We start from the raw sequence: 26,736 nt of genomic DNA, 5'->3' as shown, positions 1-26,736 counted from the left end.
AATTCTACCGACCCGGCGCACCTGCCAACATGAGCGATATTCATGCAAAAACCTGACATGCTCTAAAACCGCACAGGTTTGTTATTATCCCGCCCCTTCGTCATGGTCTTTCCGAGTAGTCCCAATGTCCGATCGCAGTGTTCGCCTTCAAGCTCTCAAGCACGCCCTCAAAGAGCGCATCCTGATTCTCGACGGCGGCATGGGCACGATGATCCAGAGCTACAAGCTTGAAGAGCAGGATTACCGTGGCAAACGCTTCGCCGACTGGCCAAGCGACGTCAAGGGCAACAACGACTTGTTAGTGCTGACCCGCCCGGACGTGATTGGTGCGATTGAAAAAGCCTACCTGGATGCCGGCGCCGACATTCTCGAAACCAACACTTTCAATGCGACCCAGGTTTCGCTGGCTGATTACGGCATGCAAGGCCTCGCGTACGAATTAAACGTAGAAGGCGCACGCCTGGCGCGCAAGGTGGCCGACGCCAAGACCCTGGAAACCCCGCACAAACCGCGCTTCGTTGCCGGCGTCATCGGGCCGACCAGTCGCACTTGCTCGCTGTCGCCGGACGTCAACAACCCCGGTTATCGCAACGTCACTTTCGATGAGCTGGTGGAGAACTACACCGAGGCCACCAAAGGCCTGATCGAAGGCGGCGCCGACCTGATTCTGATCGAAACCATTTTCGACACCTTGAACGCCAAAGCGGCGATCTTCGCCGTGCAGGGCGTGTTCGAAGAACTCGGTATCGAATTGCCCATCATGATTTCCGGGACCATCACCGATGCCTCCGGCCGGACCTTGTCGGGCCAGACCACCGAAGCCTTCTGGAACTCCGTGGCTCACGCCAAACCGATTTCGGTCGGATTGAACTGCGCCCTCGGCGCCAGCGAGCTGCGCCCATACCTGGAAGAGCTGTCGAACAAGGCCAGCACCCACGTTTCCGCGCACCCTAACGCGGGCCTGCCGAACGAATTCGGCGAGTACGACGAACTGCCGTCGGAAACCGCCAAGGTCATCGAAGAATTCGCCCAAAGCGGCTTCCTCAATATCGTCGGCGGTTGCTGCGGCACCACGCCGGGCCACATCGAAGCCATTGCCAAAGCCGTGGCCGGTTATGCGCCGCGGGAAATCCCGGACATCCCCAAGGCCTGCCGCCTCTCCGGTCTGGAGCCGTTCACCATCGATCGCAGCTCGTTGTTCGTTAACGTCGGCGAGCGCACCAACATTACCGGTTCGGCGAAATTCGCCCGCCTGATCCGCGAAGACAATTACACCGAAGCCCTCGAAGTCGCGCTGCAGCAGGTCGAAGCCGGCGCGCAGATCATCGACATCAACATGGACGAAGGGATGCTCGATTCGAAGAAGGCCATGGTGACCTTCCTCAATCTGATCGCCGGTGAGCCAGACATCTCCCGCGTGCCGATCATGATCGACTCCTCGAAATGGGAAGTGATCGAAGCCGGTCTCAAGTGCATTCAGGGCAAGGGGATCGTCAACTCGATCAGCATGAAAGAAGGTGTCGAACAGTTCATCCATCACGCCAAATTGTGCAAGCGTTACGGCGCCGCCGTGGTGGTGATGGCGTTCGACGAAGCCGGCCAGGCCGATACTGAGGCGCGCAAGAAAGAAATCTGCAAACGCTCCTACGACATTCTGGTCAACGAAGTCGGCTTCCCGCCGGAAGACATCATCTTCGACCCGAACATCTTCGCCGTGGCCACCGGCATCGAAGAACACAACAATTACGCCGTGGACTTCATCAACGCGTGTGCCTACATCCGCGATGAATTGCCGTATGCGCTGACCTCCGGTGGCGTGTCCAACGTATCGTTCTCGTTCCGTGGCAACAACCCGGTGCGCGAGGCGATTCACTCGGTATTCCTGCTGTACGCGATCCGCAACGGCCTGACCATGGGCATCGTCAACGCCGGTCAGCTGGAGATCTACGACCAGATCCCGGCGGAACTGCGCGATGCCGTTGAAGACGTTGTGCTCAATCGCACCCCAAACGGCACCGACGCCCTCCTCGCCATCGCCGACAAGTACAAAGGCGATGGCAGCGTCAAGGAAGCCGAGACCGAAGAGTGGCGCAACTGGGAAGTCAACAAGCGCCTTGAGCATGCGTTGGTCAAAGGCATCACCACGCACATCGTCGAAGACACCGAAGAATCGCGTCAGTCGTTCGCTCGCCCGATCGAAGTGATCGAAGGCCCGCTGATGTCCGGCATGAACATCGTTGGCGACCTGTTCGGCGCCGGTAAAATGTTCCTGCCGCAAGTAGTCAAATCCGCCCGTGTGATGAAGCAGGCTGTGGCGCATTTGATCCCGTTCATCGAGCTGGAAAAAGGTGACAAGCCGGAAGCCAAGGGCAAGATCCTCATGGCCACGGTGAAAGGCGACGTGCACGACATCGGCAAGAACATTGTTGGCGTGGTCCTGGGTTGCAACGGCTACGACATCGTCGACCTTGGCGTGATGGTGCCGGCGGAGAAAATCCTCCAGGTGGCCAAGGAGCAGAAGTGCGACATCATCGGCCTGTCCGGGCTGATCACACCGTCGCTGGATGAAATGGTCCACGTGGCGCGCGAGATGCAGCGTCAGGATTTCCATCTGCCGTTGATGATCGGTGGCGCGACCACCTCCAAAGCGCACACGGCGGTGAAGATCGAACCGAAGTACAGCAACGACGCAGTGATTTATGTCACCGATGCTTCCCGTGCCGTGGGCGTGGCGACGCAGTTGCTGTCGAAAGAATTGAAGGCCGGTTTCGTCGAGAAAACCCGTCTGGACTACATCGACGTACGCGAACGCACCGCCAACCGCAGCGCCCGCACCGAGCGTCTGAGCTACCCGGTGGCGATCGCCAAGAAACCGCAGTTCGACTGGAGCACTTACGCGCCGGTCAAACCAACGTTTACCGGCTCGAAAGTGCTCGACAACATCGACCTGAAGGTCCTTGCTGAATACATCGACTGGACGCCGTTCTTCATATCTTGGGACCTGGCCGGCAAATTCCCGCGCATCCTGCAGGACGAAGTGGTCGGTGAAGCCGCCACTGCGCTGTACGCCGATGCCCAGGAAATGCTCGCTAAACTGATCGACGAGAAGCTGATCAGCGCCCGCGCGGTGTTCGGTTTTTGGCCGGCCAACCAAGTGCGCGACGACGATATTGAAGTGTATGGCGATGACGGTAAGCCGTTGGCCAAACTGCACCATTTGCGTCAGCAGATTATCAAGACCGACGGCAAACCCAACTTCTCCCTGGCCGACTTCGTCGCACCAAAAGACAGTGAGATCACTGACTACGTTGGCGGCTTCATCACCACCGCCGGTATCGGCGCAGAAGAAGTGGCCAAGGCTTATCAGGACGCTGGCGACGATTACAACTCGATCATGGTCAAGGCCCTCGCCGACCGGTTGGCCGAGGCTTGCGCCGAGTGGCTGCACCAGCAGGTGCGCAAGGAACATTGGGGTTACGCCAAGGATGAAACGCTCGATAACGAAGCGCTGATCAAGGAGCAATACACCGGCATCCGCCCTGCCCCGGGCTACCCCGCGTGCCCGGATCACACCGAGAAGTCGACGCTGTTTGCCTTGCTCGACCCTGAGGCGAGCGAAATGAAAGCCGGCCGCAGCGGCGTGTTCCTCACCGAGCATTACGCGATGTTCCCGGCGGCGGCGGTCAGTGGCTGGTACTTCGCGCACCCGCAGGCGCAATATTTCGCCGTGGGCAAAATCGACAAGGACCAGGTGCAGAGTTACACCTCGCGCAAAAGCCAGGAGCTGAGCGTCACCGAGCGCTGGCTGGCGCCGAACCTGGGTTACGACAACTAAGCCCTTATTCGCCGGCCTTGCTGCGGTTGTCTATGCTTGCTGTTCACCACTCAGTGACGAGGGATGTATGGACGATCCAGCCAATCACAAACCGCCTACCCTGTGGCAAATGGTGCACAGCGTGCTGGCGGCGGCGCTCGGGGTGCAAAGCGGAAAAAATCGCGAGCGGGATTTCACTCATGGCAAGCCAATCCACTTTGTCATGCTCGGGGTGCTGTTCACGGCCATATTTGCGCTGACACTGTTCGGCGTGGTGAAGCTGATTCTGCATCTGGCAGGAATTTAGATTTAACCCAGCCCGGCGGCGACCTCATGGCCGTCGCCCGGACGCTGTCGTTTATTGATGACTGACCCAGAATACCGCCGTGCCCACCACCAGAATGATCAAAAACAATATGGCCCAGGCATCGACCTTACTGTCAGACTTTGTCGCTTTGATAGGGTTGCTCATTGCATCGCCTCTTGTCGGTTTTATCGGTGATTGCATAAAGACTCGACCACAGTAAAGACGAGGTTCGCCCGCACCACAAATGTGGGTTTAGCAACATTGAATATCGTTAGCTCTTTTAGTTCTTTACATATATTCAAACATCACTTTTGCGCATAACTCCAAACTGGTATCTTGCCCCGGCTCCGTAGGGAGTGCGCGGCCGTGCGCGCAGAATTGCCGAGGCAGTATCGGAAACTTCAGCAAGCGAAAAACGCCACTGGATCCGACCGGCCCAAGCCTGAGAACAGGACTTATATGTACGTATACGACGAGTACGATCAGCGGATCATCGAGGACCGCGTCAAGCAGTTCCGTGATCAGACCCGACGCTATCTGGCAGGCGAGCTGAGCGAAGAAGAATTCCGCCCTCTGCGCCTGCAAAACGGGCTTTATATCCAGCGTTTCGCGCCGATGTTGCGCGTGGCAGTGCCCTACGGCCAACTGACTTCGCGACAGACGCGAATGATGGCCAAGGTTGCCCGCGACTACGACAAGGGGTACGCCCACATCAGTACCCGGCAGAACATGCAGTTCAACTGGCCGGCACTGGAAGACATTCCGGACATCCTAGCTGAACTGGCGACTGTGCAGATGCACGCGATCCAGACCAGCGGCAACTGCCTGCGCAACGTCACCACCGACCAGTTCGCCGGTGTTGCCGCCGACGAGCTGATCGACCCGCGCCCCTGGTGCGAGATTGTCCGCCAGTGGACTACGTTCCACCCGGAATTTGCCTACTTGCCGCGCAAGTTCAAGATTGCGATCAACGGTTCGACCTCCGACCGTGCCGCCATCGAAGTTCATGACATCGGTCTCGAGCCGGTGCACAACACCGCTGGCGAACTGGGTTTCCGTGTGTTGGTGGGTGGCGGTCTGGGCCGTACCCCGGTGGTGGGCGCATTCATCAATGAATTCCTGCCGTGGCAAGACCTGTTGAGCTACCTCGACGCCATCCTGCGTGTTTACAACCGTTATGGCCGTCGCGACAACAAGTACAAGGCGCGGATCAAGATTCTGGTCAAAGCCCTCACGCCTGAAGTGTTCGCACAGAAAGTCGACGCGGAAATGGAACACCTGGGCGGTGGCCAGACCACATTGACCGAAGCCGAAGTGCAGCGCGTTGCCAAGCACTTCGTCGACCCGGACTACAAGGCGCTGGACAGCCAGGACGCACAGCTCGCCGAGCTCGATCAGCAGCATCCGGGTTTTGCCCGCTGGCGCAGCCGCAACACTCTCGCGCACAAGAAGCCGGGTTATGTGGCCGTAACCCTGTCGCTGAAGCCGACCGGGGTTGCCCCAGGTGACATCACCGACAAGCAACTCGACGCCGTGGCCGACCTGGCCGACCGTTACTCGTTCGGCCAACTGCGCACCTCCCACGAACAGAACATCATCCTGGCCGACGTCGAGCAGAGCCAGTTGTTCGCCATGTGGGGCGAGTTGCGCGAGCAAGGTTTTGCCACGCCAAACATCGGCTTGCTGACCGATATCATCTGCTGCCCGGGTGGCGATTTCTGCTCGCTGGCCAACGCCAAATCGATCCCGATCGCCGAATCCATCCAGCGCCGTTTCGACAATCTGGACTACCTGTTCGACATTGGCGAGCTGGACCTGAACATCTCCGGTTGCATGAACGCCTGCGGTCATCACCACGTCGGCCACATCGGTATTCTCGGTGTCGACAAAAAAGGCGAAGAGTTCTACCAGGTGTCCCTCGGCGGCAGTGCCAGCCGTGATGCAAGCCTGGGCAAGATCCTCGGCCCGTCCTTCGCCCAGGAAGCCATGCCTGACGTGATCGAGAAGCTGATCAACGTGTACGTCGAACAACGTACCGAAGACGAGCGCTTCATCGACACTTATCAGCGTATTGGCATCGACCTCTTCAAGGAGCGCGTCTATGCAGCGAATCATTAAGAACAACGAAGTCGTCGACGAAACCTGGCACCTGCTGCCGAAAGATTTCAACATCGACGAAATCACCAACTGCGACGATTACATCGTTCCGCTGCAGCTGTGGCGCGAACACAGCCGCATGCTCAAGGCCCGTGATGGCGGCCTGGGTGTATGGCTGGACGCTGACGAAGAAGCGGAAGAAATCGGTGACGAGGTCAATGAGTTCAAGGTTATTGCCCTGAATTTTCCGGCATTCACCGACGGTCGCAACTACTCCAATGCTCGGCTGCTGCGCGACCGTTACGGTTTTACGGGCGAGCTACGGGCCATCGGCGATGTGCTGCGTGATCAGTTGTTCTATCTGCGTCGATGCGGCTTCGATGCGTTTGCCATTCGTCCAGACAAAGATCCGTACGAGGCGCTCGAAGGCCTCAAGGACTTCTCGGTGACTTATCAGGCTGCCACGGACGAACCGTTGCCACTGTTCCGTCGCCGTTAATCGCTGCCCATGAAAAAGCCCTGAACCGGACATCCGGCTCAGGGCTTTTTTGTATCAGCTTGCCAGGCTTACCAGAAGCGTTGCTGGGTCAAGCGGCTCCACCAGGTCAATAGCACGCGATCAACCGAACCACTGGCCGCCATGCCGATGCGCTCTTGCAAGCTTTTGCGTTCGGCATAGTGTAAGTGGAAGAGCTCGGCTGTCTTCGCCCGTTCGGCGAGGTATTCGTCGCTGGTCTTGAGTTCGTCCACCAACTGGCGGTTCAACGCAGCAATGCCGAGCCAGATTTCGCCGGTGGCCACTTCATCGATCGCCAGTTGCGGGCGATAACGTGCGACGAAGTTCTTGAACAGTTCGTGAGTGACGTCAAGGTCTTCCTGAAACTTCTCGCGCCCCTTCTCGGTGTTTTCGCCGAACACGGTCAACGTGCGCTTGTACTCGCCGGCGGTCAGCACTTCGAAATCGATGTCGTGCTTCTTCAGCAGTCGATTGACGTTGGGCAGCTGCGCGACCACGCCGATCGAGCCAAGAATCGCGAACGGGGCACTGATGATCTTCTCGCCGATGCACGCCATCATGTAGCCGCCGCTGGCCGCGACCTTGTCGATGCACACGGTCAACGGGACGCCGGCGTCACGGATGCGCGCCAGTTGCGACGAGGCCAGGCCATAGCTGTGGACCATGCCGCCGCCGCTTTCCAGACGCAGCACCACTTCGTCCTTGGAAGTGGCAAGGGTCAGCAGTGCGGTGATTTCGTGACGCAGGCTTTCAGTCGCCGAGGCCTTGATGTCGCCGTCGAAATCCAGCACGAATACCCGCGCCTTGGCCTTGGCGTCGGGCTTCTTCTTGTGTTTCTTCTCGGATTTGACTTCGGATTTGCGCAGCGCCTTCAACTGATCCTTGTCGAGCAAGGTCTGCTCCAGGCGCTCGCGCAAACCTTTGTAGAAATCATTGAGCTTGCTGACCTGCAACTGGCCACTGGATTTGCGCCGGCCTTTGCTGCGCAACGCGGCAAAACTGGCCAGGACTACCAGAATCGCAATCACCAATGTCACCGTCTTCGCCAGGAAGATGGCGTACTCGGACAAAAACTCCACAGGGACTCCTTCACTACAATGCGCAACACAAACTGCGCGGGATGACGCCAGCATACCCATGCGCCGCGTTGGCGACCAGCTGGGAAACCTCTGGCAACAGAGCTGTAACAGGCATTTCAAACAAGCGTATGTTTTTTAATTGACAGCTCACCGCCATCCTCATAACCTCGCCAAACCTTCAACGTACCGGGATGACGCGGACGTGGGCAGCATCTATCTGATTCGACATGGCCAGGCCTCCTTTGGTGCAGACGACTATGACGTTCTGTCGCCGACCGGTATCCGCCAGGCAGAAATCCTTGGCCAGCACCTCGCGGGCCTCGGCATCAGGTTCGACCGCTGCCTTGCCGGCGACCTGCGCCGCCAGCAACACACGGCCAACAGCGCACTGGAACAATACGCTGCCGTCGGCATTGCGGTGCCGACCCTGGAAACCGATCCCGCCTTCAACGAATTCGACGCCGACGCGGTGATCCGCGCGCTGCTGCCGGCCATGCTGGACGATGAACCCGAAGCCCTCGACATCTTGCGCAATGCCGCGCAGAACCGCGCCGAGTTCCAGCGTATCTTCGCCTTGATCATCGAACGCTGGCTCGCCGGTACGTATGACACGCCTGGCCTGGAAAGCTGGCTGGGGTTTGTCGAGCGGGTTCAGGGTGGCCTTCATCGTATCCTCGAGCAGGCCGACAGTACGCAGAAAATCGCGGTGTTCACGTCCGGCGGTACCATCACTGCCCTGCTCCACCTCATCACGCAAATGCCTGCCAGACAGGCTTTTGAATTGAACTGGCAAATCGTCAACACCTCGCTCAACCAACTGAAATTTCGTGGTCGTGAGGTGTCCCTGGCTTCCTTCAACAGTTACGCGCACCTGCAACTGCTGAAGGCCCCGGACCTCATCACGTTTCGCTGAGGCCGGACTATTGTGACCCTGGCTGTAATCACCCAGCTGTAATTCCCAAACAAAAGGATCGAACCATGACCTCCGTAGCTGACGCTGTACAAGCAATGAAAGCCAAGTTCAACCCAGCGGCCGCTGCCGGTCTGGACCTGGTCTTCGGTTTCCGCATCGACGAAACCAAAAACTTCTCGCTGATCGTCAAGGACAGCACCTGCGAGCTGCAAGAAGGCGAAAACCCGGACGCACAGGTCACCCTGGTGATGGACGGCGAAACCCTGCAAGGCATCGTCAGCGGCGAGACCGATGGCATGCAAGCGTTCATGGGCGGCAAATTGCGCGCTGAAGGCGACATGATGTTGGCCATGAAATTGTCCGAGCTGTTCCCGGCGTAAGCACGTCGCGCCCTTTCCAGGGCGCACGTCTGGCTGCAAACGAATCCCGCCCCTTGAGGCGGGATTCGTCGTTTCGAGGTTGCGAAAAAGGCCCTTTGCGATTTTGCCGACTATATTTCCTTTGGCCGCAGGCGTCAGTCATCGGCATTCCATCCCTTATTTTGGAACGACTGAACGGAGTGCATTGCCATGAGCGCACCTGACGATCACGATGGATTCAACCGCCGCCGTGTACTGCAAGGCCTCTCGGCAGGCGCCGTCGGTGCCTGGATCAGCCCACTGTTCGCAGGGAGTAAAACCATGCCCGATGCCCCCGCCGACCTCATTCTCTACAACGGCCGCCTGCACACTGTTGACCGCAAGAAACCCCAGGCCAGTGCGGTGGCGATCAAGGACGGACGTTTTGTCATGGTCGGCAGCGACGCTCAGGCCATGGCGCTGCAGGGGCCCGGCACACAAATCATCGATCTGCATGGCCGCACGGTGATTCCCGGCCTCAATGACTCGCACTTGCACCTGATCCGAGGGGGCCTGAACTATAACCTCGAACTGCGCTGGGAAGGCGTGCCGTCACTGGTCGACGCGTTGCGCCTGCTCAAGGATCAGGCCGATCGCACGCCCACGCCGCAATGGGTGCGGGTGGTCGGTGGCTGGAACGAATTCCAGTTTGCCGAGAAACGTCTGCCGACGCTGGACGAACTGAATAAAGCCGCGCCGGATACACCGGTTTTTGTGCTGCACCTCTATGACCGTGCCCTGCTCAACCGCGCGGCGCTGAAAGTCGTGGGTTATACCCGCGACACGCCGAACCCGCCGGGCGGCGAGATTCAGCGCGACGCCAATGGCGACCCGACCGGCATGCTGATCGCCCGGCCCAACGCGATGATTCTGTATTCGACCCTGGCCAAGGGGCCGAAACTGCCGCTGGAATACCAGGTCAATTCAACTCGCCAGTTCATGCGCGAACTCAATCGCCTCGGCGTCACCAGCGCCATTGATGCTGGCGGCGGCTACCAGAATTATCCGGACGATTATCAGGTCATCCAGCAATTGGCCCGCGATCAGCAGCTCACGGTGCGCATCGCCTACAACCTGTTCACGCAAAAGCCCAAAGAAGAACTGACCGATTTCAAGAACTGGACCAGCACCTCGCAGTACGGCCAGGGTGACGATTTTCTGCGGCACAACGGCGCCGGGGAAATGCTGGTGTTTTCGGCTGCGGATTTCGAAGATTTCCTCGAACCCCGGCCCGACCTGCCGGCCACCATGGAACAGGATCTGGAGCCGGTGGTGCGCCACCTCGTTGAGCAACGCTGGCCGTTTCGGTTGCACGCGACCTACAACGAATCCATCAGCCGCATGCTCGATGTGTTCGAGAAGGTCAATCGCGACATTCCGTTCAACGGCTTGCCGTGGTTTTTTGACCATGCCGAAACCATCACACCGCAAAATATCGAACGGGTGAAAGCCTTGGGCGGCGGTATTGCGATCCAGGACCGGATGGCTTTCCAGGGTGAATATTTCGTCGACCGTTATGGCGCCAAGGCCGCCGAACACACGCCGCCGATTGCGCGCATGCTCGCCGAAGGTGTGCCCGTCGGCGCCGGCACTGACGCCACGCGGGTGTCCAGCTACAACCCGTGGACATCGCTGTACTGGCTGGTCAGCGGCCGCACGGTCGGCGGTCTTGAGTTGTACCCGCAAGGGTTGAGCCGCGATACGGCGCTGGAGTTGTTCACCCATGGCAGCGCCTGGTTCTCGTCAGAGCAAGGCAAGAAAGGCCAGATCAAGGTCGGTCAACTGGCGGACTTGATTGCGCTGTCCGCCGATTATTTCCACATTGAAGACGAGGCAGTGAAATGGATCGAATCCGTACTGACAATCGTCGATGGCAAGATCGTCTATGGCACCGCCGAATTCGAGAAGCTCGGACCGCCAGCCATTCCCGTCGTACCTGAATGGTCGCCTGTGACCAAGGTGCCGGGGCACTGGAAAAATCTGACGCCGCTGACCGCGCAAGTGCATCAATGCGTCGGCGCCTGTGCGGTACACGCGCACAACCATGAACGGGCGCGATTGTCGTCCGCACCGGTGAGTGATTTCCGCGCGTTCTGGGGCGCATTCGGCTGTTCCTGTTTCGCCTTTTGATCGGGCTTTTGTAGCAGCTGGCGCAGCCTGCGTCCGATCGCGGCCTGGCCAAGGCCGAGCCTGACGCAGGCTGCGCCAGCTGCTACAAGGTACGTATGCGATTACAATGGCGCACCTCTCGCACCGGCTGCCCCATGGACATCGACCTCGCCCGCACTTTTCTCGAAATCGTTCGCCACGGCAGCCTCGCTGCCGCTGCCGAAAAACTCCATGTCACCCAGACTGCGATCACGGCGCGGGTGCAAAAACTCGAGAGCCAGCTCGGCAGCACACTGTTTGTGCGCAACCGTGCCGGTGCACGCCTGACGCCCAACGGTGAAGCGTTTGTGGTGTACGCCAATCAATTGGTGGAAACCTGGGAGGCGGCGCGCCGGGACTTGCCTTTGCCAGAGGGATACCACGATGTGCTGCACATCGGTGGCGAGGTGAGTTTGTGCAATCCACTGATGCTCAGCTGGGCCGGCGAGTTACGCGAGAAAATTCCCGGGCATGCCCTGCGCATGGAAATTCGTGATGGCGAAAACCTGCTGCGCCAGCTGGAACTGGGCGTGCTTGATGCAGCACTGGTTTATCAACCGGAATACTGGCCGCGCCTGCAAGTCGAGCAGGTATTGGAAGAAAAGCTGATCCTGGTGCGTCTTGCGGGGAATCCCGAGCCCTACGTATACATCGATTGGGGCCCGGACTTTCGTCGTCAGCACGATGCCGCACTGCCGGAAAAAGCCAAGGCCGCGCTGAGTTTCAACCTCGGCCCGCTGGCCCTGCAGTACATTCTGGAGAACGGCGGCAGCGGCTATTTTCGTACGCGAGTGGTCCAGAGTTACCTTGAAAGCGGCGTGCTGGAGCCGGTACCTAAAGCTCCGGAATTCAGTTACCCGACCTATCTCGTCTACTCCCGCGATCGTGACTCGGCCACCCTGCAGCGAGCGTTTGACCTGCTGCGCGAAGTGATCAAATCCGACGATGACTGGTCGCAGCGCTGGAACCCGCTCACCTGATTTCGATTTGCACCGGATCATGGCGTTTGTGACACCCAGGTAAACCCGCATGGACACGCGCGATCAGCTACTCTGCTGGCACGGCGACACCACGGATCGTGGCCGACCCATCTGCACCCGACGAGAACGCCCATGACCCGCATGCAGCATCAGATCGACATTGCCGGCAACCCGGTTGACGTGCTCGCCTATGCCAGCACCGTAACTCGCTGGCCTGAGTGGCACCCCTCGTCTCTCAACATTGACGGTCCGGCTGGCGCCCTGCATGCCGGCGCGCGGTTCGAGGAAGACATCCGCGCCGGTGGCCGCGACGGGCATTTGCGCTGGAGGGTTGATGAGTACCTGCCTGGCCTGCGCTGGTGCGCGCGCGCCGAGGGCGACAACGGGTTGTCTTTGAAGCTGATCTACGAATGTGCGGCCGAGGGCGAAGGCACCCGGTTCACTCGCACGCTGGACTATCAGTTCAGCGGTCTGGCGCTGCGTATTGCCAATCTACTGTTGCTCAAGCGTCGCATCGATCACGAATCGGCTGCGTCGATGGAGGCGTTGCGGGTGATGTCACACCGTTACCTGGCAGCGAAAGGAGCCCTGACGTGAGCCGGTCTTTCCGGTTTCGTCACGGCGTGCTGGCTATCCTGGTGGCGGGTGGCGCCTTTTTGCTGTTGATGCCGACCAAAGTGCAACCGGTGGCCTGGTCACCGGCGCCGGCGCCCTCGCTGACCAGCGGCCTCTATGCTGACAATGAGCATTTAAAAAATATCGAATCTGTGGGCGCCGACAGCATCGACGGCCCAGAGGCCTTGCTGCTGGAGGAAAACGTGCTGATTACCGGCCTGCATGACGGCCGCATATTGCGCACCAGTCTCGACGGCAACACCACCAGCGTGTTGGCCGATACCGGTGGAAGGCCGCTGGGCCTGGCGCGCCATCCCAGCGGTTTGCTGGTGATCGCCGACGGCATCAAGGGTTTGCTGTCGCTGGACTCGCAGGGTCAGGTGGTTGCCTTGAGCACCGAAGCAAATGGTGTGCCGTTCGGCTTCACCGACGATGTGGTGATCGACGACTCCGGGCACTTTGCATACTTCAGCGATGCGTCCAGCCGCTTTGGTTATGGCCATGACGGCGAGGCCATCATTGAGCACGGCGGCGATGGTCGTTTGCTGCGCTATGACTTCCAGACCGGCAAGACCGAGCTGCTGCTGGATAAACTGGAGTTTGCCAACGGAGTCGCGCTGGGTCCCGACGAGGCTTTTGTGCTGGTCAACGAAACCGGCGCCTATCGCATCAGCCGTTACTGGCTGACCGGCCCGCAGGCCGGCACCCGCGATGTGTTCATCGATAATCTGCCGGGGTTGCCGGACAACCTCTCATACAACGGCAAAGACCGTTTCTGGGTGGCGCTGTACTCACCGCGTAGTGCCCTGCTCGACGCCACGGCGCAGCACCCGGTGCTGCGCAAGATCATCGTGCGAGCGCTGACCGTGTTACCGACGCCGGTGGAGAAACGTGCATTTGTTCTGGGACTGGACCTTGAGGGCAAGGTGATCGCCAACTTGCAGGACGCCAGCGACGGTAATTACTCGCCGATCACCACGGTACGCGAGTATGGCGACTGGCTGTATTTCGGCTCGCTGAAAGCTTCACACATGGCGAGATTGCCGCTGAGTACGGCGCTGCAAAAACCTTTGAATGCGCTGAACTGAATGACCTGACCCCTTGTAGCAGCTGGCGCAGCCTGCGTCCGGCCGTACCGCGATCGGACGCCGTACTCGTAAATTCTATCAATGGAGTTCACGTTACGACCGCGTCGCTTGATTGACCACTGCTGCGCAGCCGAACGCAGGCTGCGCCAGCTGCAGGGATCGGGTTCAGCGAGGGTTGATCACGTCGTCCCTATCGGCGTTGTTTGTTTCTTCACGAATTCGGTCGCGATCGATGTCCGTGCCGTCATCCTGGTCCATCGGTATCGCGCCTTCATTATTCGGCAGCTCATCGATGCCTGGCTCATCCTCGGGATTAACCGTGGTGCGTCCAGGGCTCAACGGTTCCGGATGGGTAGGAATCGGGTCGAATGCGCCCTGCTCTTCACTGGGGAATTTGGGTTCAGACATGTGGCACCTCGCAGGCATCCGTTGATTCGGATTCTGATCATTCGAGGTGCCGGGATTTAACGCTGTTCAAATAATTTGCGCACCGGTCGTCGGTGATGAATTCAGCGTCAGGATGATGCTTGGAGTTGTTTGATGATCTTGTCCTTGACCAGCAATCGCGCTTCCTTGAGCTTCCTCACCGCATCATCGTTGGATTTCGCCTCCTCAGCTTTCACCACCTCCGCGTCGGCCAGCGAATATTTATTGATCAATGAATCCAGTAACGGATCCTTGGTGCGTTTTTGCTGGATCTCTTCCTTTGACAGTTGCAAATCCTGATAAAGATCGTGGGTCACCGGCATGGAACACCTCCGTTTGGTTGATCGGTAGCGAACGCGACCAATTGCGCTCACCAATCCTCAGAATGGTCTCCATGGTCGGGTTCGTCGACTGCCAATCAGACCAGCGGTGCCGTTCGTCGTACTCCGGGAAATGCGATAAAACCTTTGCCGCAGCCCGGCCCTCAATTAATTAACGATCATCTGGATCGCATACAAAAAACCTGTGTGGAGATTGACCAATGGACCGATTTAACCTGCGCCACCTCGCTATGGCTGTAGCACTGAGCACCAGCATGGGCACCGCGTTCGCCGCCACCGACAACGATTTTGTCGACAACGCAGCGGCTGGCGGCATCGCAGAAATCGAAACCAGCCGTCTTGCTCTGGAAAAAAGTCAGTCGGCTGACATCAAGGCCTTCGCCAACATGATGATCACCGATCATTCCAAGGCGAATGATGAACTGGCTGCCATTGCCAAAAAGAACGACATCGAAGTGCCGGACACCACGACGCTGGTGAAGCAGGCCAAAGAGAAAATCCTCGAGGTACGTGACGAATCGTTTGACGCTGCCTACGCCAACAACCAGGTTATGGCGCACGAAGAAACCATCAAACTGTTCGAGAAACAAGCCAACACCGTCACCGACGACAAAACCAAAGGCGCCACCGAGCTGAAAGGTTTTGCGCAAAAAATGCTGCCAGATTTGAAAAAGCATCTGGAGATGGCTAAAAAGCTGCAAGCCGCTCATCCGAGCACATAATCTCGCCGCCATAAAAAAGGCCGCATCTGAAGATGCGGCCTTTTTATTTGAGCGGTTTTTATTAGCCGCCATCGGTATCAATATCGGCGTCGGTGTCATCACTGGGAGCCGGGCGGTCGAGATTGGGTTTGAAGCCCGGGCTGAAGTCGTTGTCATTGTCATCATGGTGATTCTTCTGATCAACCGCTTGATCAGCACTCTCCGGCTCTCCCGTCTGAACTTGCCCGCCCGTCTGGCCCGGGGTCTGCGGCTCAGTCGCGGGGTCAATTGCCGGATCATTGCGATCAGATGGCGAGCCCTGGGGATCTTGCCCCCGCGGCTTCGATTCGTCTGTCATAGTCACCTCGTTTATAGCTGCCAGTACACGGCTGAATTAATCAGCCTTGAAGTTTCGAAGCCTCGTCGACGTCATGGTTCCATCCGAACAACGAACCCGGCGCAAATAGCGCAGTGTTGGCAGGCACGAACTAGAGTAATGTGACGCCGGAAAAATCCTGGCGACTCGAACAACTATTTCATAGCGCAAATGTCATTGAATTGCGTCGGTTGATTTTAGGGAGCCGGCACATACTATCCTGGGAGTTACAGCACATGGCAGCACTGCAAACCACCACACTCGACGCATTGAAGAACAACCAGGCGCAATTGCTCGCCGAATGGTCAAAAGGCCTCGAGGCCAGTGGTGCCACGCGCAATCTCAAAGAACATGACCTGAAGCAGCAGACTGCAGAATTCCTGCATCTGATTATCTCCGGCCTGGAAAAAGGCAACGGCCAGAATGTCGCGTTGCCGGGCTGGGATGAAATCCGTCAATACCTGGAAAAACTCTCCCACAGCCGCGCCCTGCTCGGCCAGGACTCACACCAGACCGCCAGCTTTATCTTCGCGTTGAAAGGCCCGCTGTTTGCATTGCTGCAAAACCACTACCAGGACAACCCGGCACTGCTGGCCGAGCAACTCTGGGAAGTGTCCGAACTGCTCGACGCACTGGGCATGCACACCATCCGCACCTTCCAGAAATCCCGCGAGGCCGTGATCAAGCGCCAGCAGGAAGAGTTGCTGGAACTGTCGACCCCGGTGGTCAAGCTGTGGGATGGCGTGTTGGCGCTGCCGATGATCGGCACCCTCGACTCGCAGCGTACTCAAGTGGTCATGGAATCGCTGCTGCAGCGGATCGTCGACACCGGCTCCGAAATCGCCATTATCGACATCACCGGCGTACCGACAGTCGATACCCTGGTCGCTCAGCACTTGCTGAAAACCGTTACTGCGATTCGCCTGATGGGTGCCGATTGCATCATCAGCGGCGTGCGTCCGCAGATTGCGCAAACCATCGTGCACCTGGGTCTGGATCTACAAGGCGTAGTGACCAAAGCCAACCTGGCGGACGCATTGAAACTGGCCCTGACCCGTCTGGGACTTACCGTCAACAAGGCGGACTAAGCCAATGGACCGCATACCGATTTTACAAATGGGCCACTTCCTGCTGGTGACCATACAGGTCGACATGCATGACCAGTTGGCCCTGACGCTGCAGGACGATCTGTCCGAGCGCATCAGCAAAACATCGGCGCGTGGCGTGCTGATCGATATATCCGCACTGGACATGGTCGACTCGTTCATTGGCCGAATGATCGGTACCATTTCCGGTTTGTCGAAAATCATGGACGCCGAAACCGTGCTGGTTGGCATGCAGCCTGCGGTCGCCATCACGTTGGTCGAGTTGGGCATGACATTGCCGGGCGTAAGCACCGCGTTGAATGTCGAGCGCGGTATGAAACTATTGCGAGACCGAGTGCAATCCACATGAACGTGGTCAGCAACGGCACTCAACCAATCGCTATCGAGCAGGACGTGGTGCTCGCCCGGCAGTTGGCGCGCAAGCTCGCACAGGAATGCGGGATGCGCCTGATCGACCTGACCAAATTTGTCACGGCGGTCAGCGAGCTGGCGCGCAACACCATGGTCTACGGCGGTGGCGGCGACATGGATTGGCAAATACTCGAGGAAGGCTCACGCAAAGGCTTGCGTATGGTCTTTCGCGATGAAGGTCCCGGCATTCCGGACCTCAAGCTGGCGATGACCGACGGCTGGACCTCCGGTGGCGGCCTCGGCCTTGGATTGACGGGGGCCAGACGGCTGGTTGAAGAGTTCGAACTCGAAACCGAGCCTGGCAAAGGCACCCGCATAACGATCACCCGATGGACATGAATATTCGAGGCACGCTGACGCAGGTGCTGCCGATCGAGGACAGCAGTCAGATCGGTCATGCACGCCGCACCGCGCAAAAACTCGCCGAAGAACACGGCTTCGATGCCACCGATGCAGGTCGCGTTGCGCTCGTGGCCACCGAACTGGCGAGCAATATTCTCAAGCATGCCGTTCGAGGCGAGCTGCACCTGCGCGTATTGCCGCGGCCATCGGGCGACGGCATTGAAATACTCGCGGTAGATCGCGGCAAAGGCTTTGATGTGCACGCGTGCCTGATCGATGGCTTCTCCACCCGTGGCACCCAAGGCATTGGCCTTGGCGCCGTGGCGCGGCAGGCGCAAGTGTTCGATGTCTACGCCGATGCACGGGGCACGGTGTTGCTGACGCGTTTCTATCCGCGACAGGACAAGACAGCCGATCGACGCATGGGCGTCAGCCAGCATTCCTTACACAACGATCCCGCCTGCGGCGACGTGTGGCACGTGGCGTTCGATGGCGCTCGGATCAGTGCGCTGGTCATTGATGGCTTGGGGCATGGTGAGGAGGCAGAACGTGGAGCCCGGGCGGGTGAAGAAGTCTTCGCCCTCACCCCATTCACGTCGGCCACGCTATTGCTTGAAGACATCCATCACGCCATGATCGGCACCCGTGGTGGCGCACTGGCCATCATGCAGTTCGATGGCCACGATGATGCGTTGCGATTCGTCGGTATCGGCAACATTGGCGCCAGCCTGATTGCCCCGGACAAATCCCGCGGAATGGCTTCCCACCCCGGCATCGTTGGCGGGCAGTACCGCAAAGCACAATCTTTTGACTACGCTAATGTGAATGGACAGCTATTGATCATGTACAGCGACGGCCTTCAATCCCGTTGGAACCTGCAGGATTATCCAGGCCTGGTGCACCGCCATCCCGCGGTGATAGCCACCCTCCTGCATCGCGATTTCTGTCGCGGCCGGGACGATGTCACCGTACTCGTCATTGATCTGGAGGCCGGTCATGCCTGAGGTTCCTGTGAGCCAGCTGGACGAGCAGGCTGCGCTGATTGCCAGGTTGCAAAGCGAAGCAACGGCCCTGCGCGAAGAGCTCGATGAAACCAACCAGGGCGTGTTGGCCCTGTATGCCGAGCTCGACAATCAGGCTGACGAGTTGCGCCAGGCCTCGGATCTGAAAAGCCGCTTCCTGTCGTACATGAGTCACGAATTCCGCACACCGCTGGGGTCGATTCTGAGCATCTCCAGTCTGCTGACCGATGAACTCGACGGTCCTCTAAGCGTAGAGCAGCACAAGCAGGTCGCCTTCGTCAGCACCGCTGCACGCGAGCTCAGCGATATGGTCGACGACCTGCTGGACCTGGCGAAAATCGAAGCCGGTCGTATCAGCATTTCGCCGGCGTGGTTCGACATGTTCGATCTGTTCGCTGCGTTGCGGGGCATGTTCCGGCCAATCGTCGATGCCAGCGCCGTGGATCTTATCTTCGAAGAGCCTGTCGGTTTGCCAAGGCTTTATACCGACGACAAGAAGCTGGGGCAGATCCTGCGTAATTTCATTTCCAACTCGCTGAAGTTCACCACTCGCGGTGAAGTGCGCGTAAGCACCCGGCTTGAAGGCGCGGATCATGTGCGCTTTGCCGTCAGCGATACGGGTATAGGTATCGCTCCCGAGCTGCATGGGGCATTGTTCGAGGACTTTTCCCAGGTTGACTCGCCTCTGCAAAAGCGTCTGCGCGGAACCGGGCTCGGATTGTCCCTGTGCAAACGCTTTGCGGAGCTGCTCGGCGGCGAAGTCGGGGTGGAAAGTATTCCGGGCGTTGGCTCGACCTTCTTTGTGATCATCCCGCTGGCCATCGCAACGGAATCTGCTGATGAAACGTGACATCCGCTTACTGATCGTCGATGACAACGTCGCCACGCGCTACGCCCTGCGTCGACGTCTGGAGCGCCATGACTACATCGTGCTCGAAGCCGGTACCGGTGGCGAAGGCCTCGCGCTGATCGACAGCGAAGCGATCGATGCGCTGATCCTCGACGTCAATCTGCCGGACATGAGCGGCTTCGACATTGTGCGCAAACTGCGCTCCGAAACGGCCACTGCCTTGCTCCCGGTGATCCACGTTTCAGCCGCGTCGATCCAGACCGGCGACATCATTACTGGCCTGAACGCCGGTGCCGACGCTTACCTGATTCATCCCGTTGACCCGGACGTGCTGCTCGCGACTCTGCGCACCCTGCTGCGAGTTCGCGACACGGAAAACGCGCTGCGCGAAAGTGAAGCGCGGTTCCGCGAGATTTTTGTCAATGTATCGGCGCCGATCGCGGTGCTCGACGCCCAGTTCAAGGTGCACGAGTGCAACCATGCGTTCGCTCAACTGATTCACGACAACCTTGACCCTGATGCCTTGCGCGAATGTTTCGCCGATCAGCAAGACTCGATTCTTGGTGAGCTGCGCCTGCGCCTGACGGCTGGCGAGCGCTGGAAAGGCACGTTGAATATGCGCGTGGAGGGCGAACTGCGGGAAACCGAATGGCAGATCTCGCCGTACCATACGCCCGAGTTGAGCCTGGTGTTCGTCGAGGATGTGACCGAGCATCGCCGCCGTGAGCGCTCGCACCTTGCGCAACTTGATGATGCGACGTCGCAGCTCGAACGTGAGATCGCCGAGCGGGTACGCACCGAAGCCCAGCTGCTGCAAGTGCAGAAAATGGATGCGTTGGGCAAGTTGACCGGCGGCATCGCTCACGATTTCAATAACCTGCTGACCGGCATCATCACCAGTCTGGAATTGATCCAGAAACGTATCGCTGACTCGCGCACAGACAAGGTTCAGTTTTACGCGGATGCGGCGCTGAATTCAGCCATGAGCGCCGCTTCCCTGACCCATCGTCTGCTGGCGTTCGCCCGTCAGCAACCGCTGAATACACGCCCGGTCGATATCAACGAGCACATTCGCTCGCTGGAAGAACTGTTGATGCGAACGATCGGCGAACACATTGCACTAAAGCTCGAATTGACGTCCAAGGCGGCTATTGCGCTGGTCGATCCGATTCAGCTGGAAAGTGCCGTGCTCAACCTGGTGATCAACGCCCGCGATGCGCTGCCGCAAGGCGGCAATATCTGGGTGAGCACGTATGCCGCGTATTCACACGGCGACCTGAAGATTGCGGACGGCGCCTATGTCGCCTTGTCGGTTCGCGATGACGGCACCGGCATTGAACACAGCGTGATCGACAAGGTGTTCGACCCGTTCTTCACCACCAAGCCGCTGGGTCAGGGCACGGGGTTGGGGCTGTCGAGCATTTACGGATTCGCCCGGCAATCGGGTGGTGATGCGAACATTCGCAGCGTCGCCCGGCGCGGCACGGAAGTGACCATTATGCTGCCGGCCACTGCCGATCCGACTCCGGTTGAGGAAACGCCGAGCGCGGTAGATCCGCAGGGGTCGGGGGAACATGTGCTGATCGTCGAAGACATGGCGGCGGTGCGCATGTTCGTCACAGAAGTGCTGCTGGATGCCGGTTACCGGTGTACGCAGGTCGGCGATATCGAAAGCGCACTCGACCGCCTGCAGAACGACACCAGCATCGACCTGATGCTCACCGACGTCGGCCTGCCCCGCATGAACGGGCGTGAACTAGCGGATGTCGCGCGCAGCTGGCGTGCAAGCTTGCCGATTCTGTTCATGACCGGCTATGCCGAAAACGCCGTCAATCGCCAGGTGTTCCTCGGCGACGGCATGGACATGCTGATCAAACCTTTTCAGATCAGCGAACTGCTGGACAAAGTCCGCCGCTCGCTGGACGGCGCTGCCTGAACCAAATCGCCAGCAGGCTGGCTCCTACAAAGTTTTATGTCGACCACTGGTCCAGCGGCCAACCCGGTTAATTGTGGGAGCAGAGCTTGCTCGCGAAGGCGGACTTGATAATGCTCGATTCTCAAGACCTAACTCGGTTAACTGTGGGAGCAGAGCTTGCTCGCGATGGCGGTGTGTCAGGCGGCATTGATGCTGGATCTGAAATCGCCTTCGCGAGCAAGCTTTGCTCCTACAAGGGCGCATTGTGTAGGCTCACTGCCCCAATGTCCTCGCCAGAAACGGCGCGGTTCGGCTTTTTTTGGTTTTCGCGACTTTCTGCGGTGTGCCGGCGACGACGATGCGGCCACCTTGATCCCCTGCCCCCGGTCCGATGTCGATCACCCAATCGCTCTGGGCCACCACGCGCATTTCGTGTTCAACGACGATCACCGTGTGCCCTGCCGTCACCAGCGTATTCAACTGTTCGAGCAGGCGATCAACATCACGCGGGTGCAATCCGGTGGTGGGTTCATCCAGCACATACAGGGTTGCGCCACGTTGATTGCGTTGCAGCTCGGTCGCCAGTTTGATGCGCTGGGCTTCGCCGCCGGACAACTCTGTGGCCGGTTGGCCTAGACGCAAATAACCCAGGCCGATGTCACGCAGCACCTCCAGAGACCGACGGATGCCCGCTTGCCCGTCGAACACCTCTACGGCCTCTTCTACGGTCAGTTGCAAAACCTGCGCGATATTCAGGCCTTGCCAACTGATCGCCAGTGTTTGCGGGTTGTAGCGCGCGCCGTGACAGGTCGGACATGGCGCATAGACGCTCGGCATGAACAACAATTCGACGCTGACAAAACCCTCGCCTTCGCACGTCGGGCAACGCCCCTTGGCGACGTTGAACGAAAATTGCCCTGCGTCGTAGCCCTCGGCCTGCGCCTGCGGCGTAGCGGCGTACAACTTGCGCACGCTGTCGAACAGTCCGGTGTAGGTCGCCAGGTTAGAGCGCGGTGTACGGCCGATGGGTTTCTGATCAACCTGGACCAGGCGCTTGATCGATTCCAGCCCGGCCGTCACCTGACCGCCGCTGACTTGCGGTGCATCGTCTTCAAGGCTCAGTTCCTCGGCCTCGCTGTCGCGGCTGGCGCGACCGAGGTGCGCCCCCACCAGCTCCAGCAATGCCTGACTGACCAGGCTCGATTTGCCGGAACCCGACACACCCGTTACCGACGTAAAACAGCCCAACGGAAACTCTGCACTGAGGTTATTCAGATTATTGCGGGTGATGCCCTCCAGACGCAGCCAATCGGTCGCCTTGCGAGGGGCGCGCGGTGACGTGACCTGATCGGCGAACAGGTAGGCACGCGTCTGCGAGTCTGCTACCTGCGCCAATCCGGATGGCGGCCCGCTGTAGAGGATACGACCGCCTTGCTCGCCGGCTGCGGGGCCGACGTCGATCAGCCAGTCAGCGCGGCGCATGGTTTCCAGATCATGCTCGACGACAAACAAGGTATTGCCGGCAGCCTTCAGCCGTTGCAACGATTCAAACAACGCCTCGCCGTCCGCCGGATGCAAACCGGCCGACGGCTCGTCCAGCACATAAATCACCCCGAACAACTGCGAACCCAGTTGTGTCGCCAGACGCAACCGCTGCAACTCACCGGACGACAGTGTCGGTGTGCTGCGCTCCAGCGCGAGATAACCGAGGCCAAGATCGGTCAGTGTGCTGACTCGCTCCAGCAAATCCTGAGCGATGCGTTGCGCGGCCAGGCGTTTTTCCACCGACAGGTTGGGTGTGTGGCGCACGTCAGGTGCATTGGCATGGGCACTGGCGCCATGGGTCACGCGTTGCTGGCGCGCTTCGCGGGTCTGATCATGGGTCAACACCTCGCCGGCTTCTTCAGCCTGTTCGAGGTAGCTGCGTGCGGCGACCGGTCTCAGCACTTCAGCGACCTGCAGCAAGGGCATCTGCGACAACTCACCGATGTCGTAGCCGGCGAACGTCACCGACAACGCTTCGCGCTTGAGCCGTTTGCCATCGCACAGCGGACATGGGCTGCCGAGCATGAATTGCGAAACGCGCTTTTTCATCAGCGCACTTTGTGAATGGCTGAAGGTATGCAGGATGTAACGCCGCGCACCGGTGAACGTACCTTGGTAACTGGGCTCCATCTTGCGTTTGAGCGCGACTTTGGTTTCTTCCGGCGTGAGCCCGGCGTACACCGGCACGGTTGGGGTTTGTTCAGTGAACAGAATCCAGTCGCGCTGCTTTTTCGGCAGTTCGCGCCAGGGTTTATCGACGTCGTAACCGAGGGTCACGAGGATGTCGCGCAAGTTCTGCCCCTGCCACGCCGTAGGCCACGAAGCGACGGCGCGCTGGCGGATGGTCAGGCTCGGGTCAGGCACCATCAACGCTTCGGTGACTTCGTAAACCCGACCCAGACCGTGACATTGCGGGCAGGCGCCTTGCGGCGTGTTCGGCGAAAAATCCTCGGCGTAGAGCATGGGCTGCCCCGCCGGGTAACTGCCGGCGCGGGAATAAAGCATACGAATCAGGCTGGACAGCGTGGTCACGCTTCCCACCGAAGAGCGCGTGCTCGGCGTGCCTCGCTGCTGTTGCAATGCAACGGCAGGCGGCAAGCCTTCTATGGAATCAACGTCGGGCACGCCGACCTGATCGATCAGGCGTCGCGCATAAGGCGCAACGGATTCGAAATAACGACGCTGCGCTTCGGCGTACAGGGTCGAGAACGCGAGTGAGGATTTTCCCGAACCGGAGACGCCGGTGAACACCACGAGTGCATTGCGGGGAATATCGACATCGACGTTCTTGAGGTTGTGTTCCCGAGCGCCTCGCACTCTGACCATGCCGGAAGGAGGGTTCGAGGTGCGCTTGGAAGTCATTGGTAGGCCTTGAGTGAAAGGTTCATGAATTGCCCAGGACTTTGCTTGTAGGAGCAAGCTTGCTCGCGATGGCGACTTATCAGGTCCATAGCTATCGCAAGCAAGCTTGCTCCTACAGGCGACGAGCATACGTGTCGCGCAGCCGGTGAAAACTCAGCCGCCCAGCACATCGCGAATCATGCTCAGCAGCGCTTCGGGACCATAAGGTTTGCTCAGCAGCCAGGTGTCGGCGCTGAGCTGATGGTTGCGCGAGATAATGTCGCGGGTGTGACCCGAAGTGAACAGCACCGCAACGGGCGGTGTTTGCACCTTGGCCCAGGCGGCCAGTTCAGAACTTTTGATCAGGCCTGGCATGACCACATCGGTAAAAATCAAGTCAACCGCTACGCCTTCCAGCAACAGCTGCATCGCTGCGTCACCGTTGGCAGCGGTGAGAATCTGATAACCTTCCTCGAGCAGCAATTCCACCGCCGACGTACGCACGGCTTCGTTGTCTTCCACCACCAGAATGGTCTCGTGTCCACCGCGTTGCGGTGAATCCTGAGTAGTAGTTTCACTGGGCACCGGACGCAGGCTTCGTGGAAAATACAGCTGCACGCGAGTGCCCTGCCCGACCTCGCTGGACATCTCGATGTGGCCCCCGCTTTGTTTGACGAAACCAAACACCATGCTCAAGCCCAGACCCGTCCCTTGACCATCAGCCTTGGTGGTAAAAAACGGTTCAAACGCCTGGGCGAGCACTTCCGGGGCCATGCCCACACCCGAGTCCACCACCTCTACGCGAATATAGTCGCCGGCCGAAATGCCCTTGCCTGCGCAAAATTCGTGATCAAGGCAGACATTATCCGCACCGAGCACAATTACGCCCTCACCTTTCATGGCGTCTCGGGCATTGATCGCCAGGTTGAGAATGGCATTCTCCATTTGATGGCGGTCAACGAAAATCCGCCATGGCTCGTCGGGCAGGTTCACGTTGATCTGGATCGTTTCACCCAGCGCGCGCTGTAGCAGCTCGCCGAGGTCATCGAAGATTTGCCAGGGATTGCACACGGCCGGCGTCAGCGGCTGGCGGCGGGCAAACGCGAGTAGCTGAGAAGACAGTTTCGCGCCGCGCTCGACCGCTGCGATCGACGCGCTGACCCGGCGCTGGACGTTGGCGTTGTCCGGCTCATGCCGCGCGAGCAGATGCAGGTTGCCCGCAATGACCTGCAGCAAATTATTGAAGTCATGGGCCACTCCGCCCGTGAGGCCGCCGATGGCTTCAAGCTTCTGCGACTGACGCAGTTGTTCTTCGGTGTCCAGGCGGGCTTTCACTTCATCGGCAACCCGTTGCTCAAGGTTACGAGTGAATCGCAACAATGATTCTTCGGCAGTTTTACGCTCGTGTATGTCGATCAGCACACCCGGAAAGCGGAACGGTTCGCCCTGTTCATCGAACTCGCAGCAACCACTGGCCAGCACCCACAGGTAAGCGCCATCAGGGCGCTGCACCCGATATTCCGCGTTGAAAGGTGCGCCGCTGGCCACGGATTGATCGACTTGTTCCTGGACCCAGCGACGGTCATCCGGATGAATCAGTGCTTGTGCGATTTCGGAGGACAGGTCAGCGAGGTTGCGCGTGGCAGGATAGGAAAAGGTGCGGGCGAAACGTTCATCGCCGGACAGCGTATTGCCCTTGATGTCCCAGACAAAGGAGCCAAGTAATGCCCCGGCATTGAGTGCCAGTCGCACCCGCTCATTATCGGCCCGATAAGCATCTTCGGCTTCGCGCCGGCGCCGCTCGGAGATCACGTACTCGGTCGTCTCGACCACCATCGCCAGAACACCAGCGGGGATCCCTTCGTCATCGGCAACAGGGCTGTAATAGAGATCCATCCAGACGTCTTCGGGGACGCCATCGCGGAGCAACACCAGCTCCTTGTTGCGAAAAGACAACGTGCCGCCTGCCAGACAGGTGTCAACCACATGGCGATTGAACTCGGCGACTTCCGGCCAACCCAGTTCCACCGGAGCTCCAAGCAGATACGGATGACGGCCCCCGGCAAACTCCGAGTAGGCGTCGTTGTAAATCATGTAACCGGCCCGGCCCCAGAGCATCACCATCGGCAACGGCGAAGCGAGCAACATTTGCACTGCGCAGCATAGACTTTTCGGCCAGTGCTGGATGTCTCCCAGATCGGTCAGGCTCCAGTCGAACGCACAGATGCGTTCGGCCATTTCACCATTCCAGCCCACACATCCGTGGTTATTGGATAGAAACTGCATTGACTGGCTCAGTGTCCTGTAAGTGGCTGTCAGGCGCGATATTAACCCTATGGCATCGGCGGGCGCCCGTTTGTTTCGAGCACCAAGGTTGCCAATGGTTTCATAGAGTTATAGCTGA

General features: G+C 59.0%; 22 protein-coding genes and 1 pseudogene. 17 read left to right on the top strand and 6 right to left on the bottom strand.

The window, feature by feature from the left end:
* Positions 1 to 124 precede the first annotated feature (124 nt).
* From metH to DU29_RS0108560, 4 genes are all read left to right on the top strand, one after another.
* Positions 125 to 3,835 carry a methionine synthase gene (gene metH / locus DU29_RS0108580; RefSeq protein WP_028621367.1) on the top strand — a complete coding sequence of 1,237 codons (3,711 nt, stop codon included), beginning with the start codon at positions 125 to 127 and terminating at the stop codon, positions 3,833 to 3,835.
* Between the two features lie 67 nt (positions 3,836 to 3,902).
* On the top strand, positions 3,903 to 4,121 hold the full coding sequence (locus DU29_RS0108575; RefSeq protein WP_028621366.1) for a DUF2970 domain-containing protein: 219 nt from the start codon (positions 3,903 to 3,905) through the stop codon (positions 4,119 to 4,121).
* Positions 4,122 to 4,580: 459 nt separating this feature from the next.
* A complete protein-coding gene (locus DU29_RS0108565; protein WP_028621365.1) occupies positions 4,581 to 6,239 on the top strand; it encodes a nitrite/sulfite reductase in 1,659 nt (552 codons plus the stop codon).
* The gene (locus DU29_RS0108560) at positions 6,223 to 6,717 is read left to right on the top strand and encodes a DUF934 domain-containing protein (RefSeq protein ID WP_028621364.1); all 495 of its coding nucleotides are present in this window, start codon (positions 6,223 to 6,225) and stop codon (positions 6,715 to 6,717) included. The genes DU29_RS0108565 and DU29_RS0108560 overlap by 17 nt, the downstream gene beginning before the upstream one ends.
* Positions 6,718 to 6,785: 68 nt before the next feature.
* Here the strand turns inward: DU29_RS0108560 and sohB are convergent, their stop codons facing one another.
* The gene (gene sohB / locus DU29_RS0108555; protein ID WP_028621363.1) at positions 6,786 to 7,814 is read right to left on the bottom strand and encodes a protease SohB; all 1,029 of its coding nucleotides are present in this window, start codon (positions 7,812 to 7,814) and stop codon (positions 6,786 to 6,788) included.
* A gap of 202 nt (positions 7,815 to 8,016) precedes the next feature.
* Here sohB and DU29_RS0108550 point away from each other — a divergent pair, with 202 nt between their 5' ends.
* The 6 genes and pseudogenes from DU29_RS0108550 to DU29_RS0108525 all read left to right on the top strand — a co-directional run bounded on the left by DU29_RS0108550 (position 8,017) and on the right by DU29_RS0108525 (position 13,956).
* A complete protein-coding gene (locus tag DU29_RS0108550; protein WP_028621362.1) occupies positions 8,017 to 8,727 on the top strand; it encodes a histidine phosphatase family protein in 711 nt (236 codons plus the stop codon).
* 65 nt (positions 8,728 to 8,792) lie between these two features.
* Complete coding sequence (locus DU29_RS0108545; protein WP_028621361.1) at positions 8,793 to 9,107, top strand: SCP2 sterol-binding domain-containing protein; 315 nt, start codon at positions 8,793 to 8,795, stop codon at positions 9,105 to 9,107.
* Positions 9,108 to 9,407: 300 nt separating this feature from the next.
* Positions 9,408 to 11,255 (top strand): amidohydrolase, encoded by a 1,848-nt coding sequence (locus tag DU29_RS0108540; RefSeq protein WP_161781283.1) that lies wholly within the window; start codon positions 9,408 to 9,410, stop codon positions 11,253 to 11,255.
* A 134-nt stretch (positions 11,256 to 11,389) separates the two neighbouring features.
* On the top strand, positions 11,390 to 12,253 hold the full coding sequence (locus DU29_RS0108535) for a LysR family transcriptional regulator (RefSeq protein ID WP_028621359.1): 864 nt from the start codon (positions 11,390 to 11,392) through the stop codon (positions 12,251 to 12,253).
* A 102-nt stretch (positions 12,254 to 12,355) separates the two neighbouring features.
* Positions 12,356 to 12,850 (top strand): annotated as a pseudogene (locus DU29_RS01000000129700) (SRPBCC family protein); the annotation flags it as partial.
* Positions 12,847 to 13,956, top strand: a complete 1,110-nt coding sequence (locus DU29_RS0108525; RefSeq protein ID WP_028621358.1) for an SMP-30/gluconolactonase/LRE family protein — start codon at positions 12,847 to 12,849, stop codon at positions 13,954 to 13,956. The pseudogene DU29_RS01000000129700 and the gene DU29_RS0108525, both read left to right, overlap by 4 nt.
* A gap of 165 nt (positions 13,957 to 14,121) precedes the next feature.
* On the opposite strand, the gene DU29_RS0108520 is transcribed toward DU29_RS0108525, so the two are convergent.
* Positions 14,122 to 14,364: a hypothetical protein gene (locus DU29_RS0108520; RefSeq protein WP_028621357.1), complete on the bottom strand. Its 243-nt coding sequence runs from the start codon at positions 14,362 to 14,364 to the stop codon at positions 14,122 to 14,124.
* Positions 14,365 to 14,471: 107 nt separating this feature from the next.
* Positions 14,472 to 14,705, bottom strand: a complete 234-nt coding sequence (locus tag DU29_RS0108515) for a hypothetical protein (protein WP_028621356.1) — start codon at positions 14,703 to 14,705, stop codon at positions 14,472 to 14,474.
* A 218-nt stretch (positions 14,706 to 14,923) separates the two neighbouring features.
* On the opposite strand from DU29_RS0108515, the gene DU29_RS0108510 reads away from it, so the two are divergent.
* The gene (locus DU29_RS0108510) at positions 14,924 to 15,445 is read left to right on the top strand and encodes a DUF4142 domain-containing protein (protein ID WP_028621355.1); all 522 of its coding nucleotides are present in this window, start codon (positions 14,924 to 14,926) and stop codon (positions 15,443 to 15,445) included.
* A 61-nt stretch (positions 15,446 to 15,506) separates the two neighbouring features.
* Here the strand turns inward: DU29_RS0108510 and DU29_RS0108505 are convergent, their stop codons facing one another.
* Entirely contained in the window at positions 15,507 to 15,782 is a 276-nt protein-coding gene (locus tag DU29_RS0108505) for a hypothetical protein (RefSeq protein ID WP_028621354.1), read from the bottom strand.
* Between the two features lie 254 nt (positions 15,783 to 16,036).
* Here DU29_RS0108505 and DU29_RS0108500 point away from each other — a divergent pair, with 254 nt between their 5' ends.
* From DU29_RS0108500 to DU29_RS0108475, 6 genes are read left to right on the top strand one after another with little or no spacing between them, the layout of a single operon-like run.
* The gene (locus DU29_RS0108500; RefSeq protein ID WP_028621353.1) at positions 16,037 to 16,888 is read left to right on the top strand and encodes an STAS domain-containing protein; all 852 of its coding nucleotides are present in this window, start codon (positions 16,037 to 16,039) and stop codon (positions 16,886 to 16,888) included.
* A 4-nt stretch (positions 16,889 to 16,892) separates the two neighbouring features.
* Complete coding sequence (locus DU29_RS0108495) at positions 16,893 to 17,255, top strand: STAS domain-containing protein (protein ID WP_028621352.1); 363 nt, start codon at positions 16,893 to 16,895, stop codon at positions 17,253 to 17,255.
* Positions 17,252 to 17,656, top strand: coding sequence for an anti-sigma regulatory factor (locus tag DU29_RS0108490; RefSeq protein ID WP_028621351.1), 405 nt, complete (start codon positions 17,252 to 17,254; stop codon positions 17,654 to 17,656). Before DU29_RS0108495 ends, DU29_RS0108490 begins: the two co-directional genes overlap by 4 nt.
* Positions 17,653 to 18,663 (top strand): ATP-binding protein, encoded by a 1,011-nt coding sequence (locus DU29_RS0108485; protein ID WP_028621350.1) that lies wholly within the window; start codon positions 17,653 to 17,655, stop codon positions 18,661 to 18,663. The genes DU29_RS0108490 and DU29_RS0108485 overlap by 4 nt, the downstream gene beginning before the upstream one ends.
* Entirely contained in the window at positions 18,656 to 19,531 is an 876-nt protein-coding gene (locus DU29_RS0108480; RefSeq protein ID WP_028621349.1) for a sensor histidine kinase, read from the top strand. Before DU29_RS0108485 ends, DU29_RS0108480 begins: the two co-directional genes overlap by 8 nt.
* The gene (locus DU29_RS0108475; protein WP_028621348.1) at positions 19,521 to 21,467 is read left to right on the top strand and encodes a response regulator; all 1,947 of its coding nucleotides are present in this window, start codon (positions 19,521 to 19,523) and stop codon (positions 21,465 to 21,467) included. Before DU29_RS0108480 ends, DU29_RS0108475 begins: the two co-directional genes overlap by 11 nt.
* A gap of 252 nt (positions 21,468 to 21,719) precedes the next feature.
* On the opposite strand, the gene DU29_RS0108470 is transcribed toward DU29_RS0108475, so the two are convergent.
* Together DU29_RS0108470 and DU29_RS0108465 are read right to left on the bottom strand one after the other, a co-directional pair.
* Entirely contained in the window at positions 21,720 to 24,353 is a 2,634-nt protein-coding gene (locus DU29_RS0108470) for an excinuclease ABC subunit UvrA (protein WP_028621347.1), read from the bottom strand.
* 153 nt (positions 24,354 to 24,506) lie between these two features.
* Positions 24,507 to 26,618 carry a hybrid sensor histidine kinase/response regulator gene (locus DU29_RS0108465; RefSeq protein WP_033050359.1) on the bottom strand — a complete coding sequence of 704 codons (2,112 nt, stop codon included), beginning with the start codon at positions 26,616 to 26,618 and terminating at the stop codon, positions 24,507 to 24,509.
* Positions 26,619 to 26,736 lie beyond the last annotated feature (118 nt).

It is taken from the genome of Pseudomonas sp. Ant30-3, assembly GCF_000690905.1.
Taxonomy (GTDB): domain Bacteria; phylum Pseudomonadota; class Gammaproteobacteria; order Pseudomonadales; family Pseudomonadaceae; genus Aquipseudomonas.
The sequence above is the reverse complement of the archived record's forward strand: the minus strand, read 5'-3'. Positions and strand labels throughout refer to the sequence as shown.

Coding starts and splice junctions, on each gene's coding strand:
- DU29_RS0108575 (WP_028621366.1), top strand. CDS start 3,903: ATGGACGATCCAGCCAATCACAAACCGCCTACCCTGTGGCAAATGGTG.
- DU29_RS0108560 (WP_028621364.1), top strand. CDS start 6,223: ATGCAGCGAATCATTAAGAACAACGAAGTCGTCGACGAAACCTGGCAC.
- DU29_RS0108470 (WP_028621347.1), bottom strand. CDS start 24,353: ATGACTTCCAAGCGCACCTCGAACCCTCCTTCCGGCATGGTCAGAGTG.
- DU29_RS0108540 (WP_161781283.1), top strand. CDS start 9,408: ATGCCCGATGCCCCCGCCGACCTCATTCTCTACAACGGCCGCCTGCAC.
- DU29_RS0108480 (WP_028621349.1), top strand. CDS start 18,656: ATGCCTGAGGTTCCTGTGAGCCAGCTGGACGAGCAGGCTGCGCTGATT.
- DU29_RS0108465 (WP_033050359.1), bottom strand. CDS start 26,618: ATGCAGTTTCTATCCAATAACCACGGATGTGTGGGCTGGAATGGTGAA.
- DU29_RS0108520 (WP_028621357.1), bottom strand. CDS start 14,364: ATGTCTGAACCCAAATTCCCCAGTGAAGAGCAGGGCGCATTCGACCCG.
- DU29_RS0108510 (WP_028621355.1), top strand. CDS start 14,924: ATGGACCGATTTAACCTGCGCCACCTCGCTATGGCTGTAGCACTGAGC.
- DU29_RS0108475 (WP_028621348.1), top strand. CDS start 19,521: ATGAAACGTGACATCCGCTTACTGATCGTCGATGACAACGTCGCCACG.
- DU29_RS0108545 (WP_028621361.1), top strand. CDS start 8,793: ATGACCTCCGTAGCTGACGCTGTACAAGCAATGAAAGCCAAGTTCAAC.
- DU29_RS0108500 (WP_028621353.1), top strand. CDS start 16,037: ATGGCAGCACTGCAAACCACCACACTCGACGCATTGAAGAACAACCAG.
- DU29_RS0108535 (WP_028621359.1), top strand. CDS start 11,390: ATGGACATCGACCTCGCCCGCACTTTTCTCGAAATCGTTCGCCACGGC.
- metH (WP_028621367.1), top strand. CDS start 125: ATGTCCGATCGCAGTGTTCGCCTTCAAGCTCTCAAGCACGCCCTCAAA.
- DU29_RS0108495 (WP_028621352.1), top strand. CDS start 16,893: ATGGACCGCATACCGATTTTACAAATGGGCCACTTCCTGCTGGTGACC.
- DU29_RS0108485 (WP_028621350.1), top strand. CDS start 17,653: ATGAATATTCGAGGCACGCTGACGCAGGTGCTGCCGATCGAGGACAGC.
- DU29_RS0108505 (WP_028621354.1), bottom strand. CDS start 15,782: ATGACAGACGAATCGAAGCCGCGGGGGCAAGATCCCCAGGGCTCGCCA.
- DU29_RS0108565 (WP_028621365.1), top strand. CDS start 4,581: ATGTACGTATACGACGAGTACGATCAGCGGATCATCGAGGACCGCGTC.
- DU29_RS0108515 (WP_028621356.1), bottom strand. CDS start 14,705: ATGCCGGTGACCCACGATCTTTATCAGGATTTGCAACTGTCAAAGGAA.
- DU29_RS0108490 (WP_028621351.1), top strand. CDS start 17,252: ATGAACGTGGTCAGCAACGGCACTCAACCAATCGCTATCGAGCAGGAC.